The following is a 263-nucleotide window of genomic DNA, read 5'->3' on the forward strand; positions in this document are numbered from 1 at the left end:
AATAATGAAGAGCAGGGATATCAAAGGCTGCTTGCCTTTGAAGAGAAGTGGGCAAAAAAATATCCCCTGACCTGCAAATCCTGGCTGGACAATTGGTTAAATCTCTCAGCATTCTTCGAGTACGATGAGGTAGTAAGAAAAATCATATATACTACCAATCCAATTGAAGGGGTACATCGCCAGATACGCAAAATCACCAAAACTAAAGGTGCTTTTCCTTCAGAACAGGCACTGATGAAGCTAATGTATCTGGTAATACAGAA

1 protein-coding gene is annotated in these 263 nt (G+C 40.3%); it reads left to right on the plus strand.

The features are described from left to right. Positions 1 to 263 (plus strand): transposase (locus GNY06_RS00095; protein ID WP_176589910.1); only part of this gene is annotated, 263 nt, incomplete at both ends.

The organism is Elizabethkingia argenteiflava (assembly GCF_009904105.1).
Taxonomy (GTDB): domain Bacteria; phylum Bacteroidota; class Bacteroidia; order Flavobacteriales; family Weeksellaceae; genus Elizabethkingia; species Elizabethkingia argenteiflava.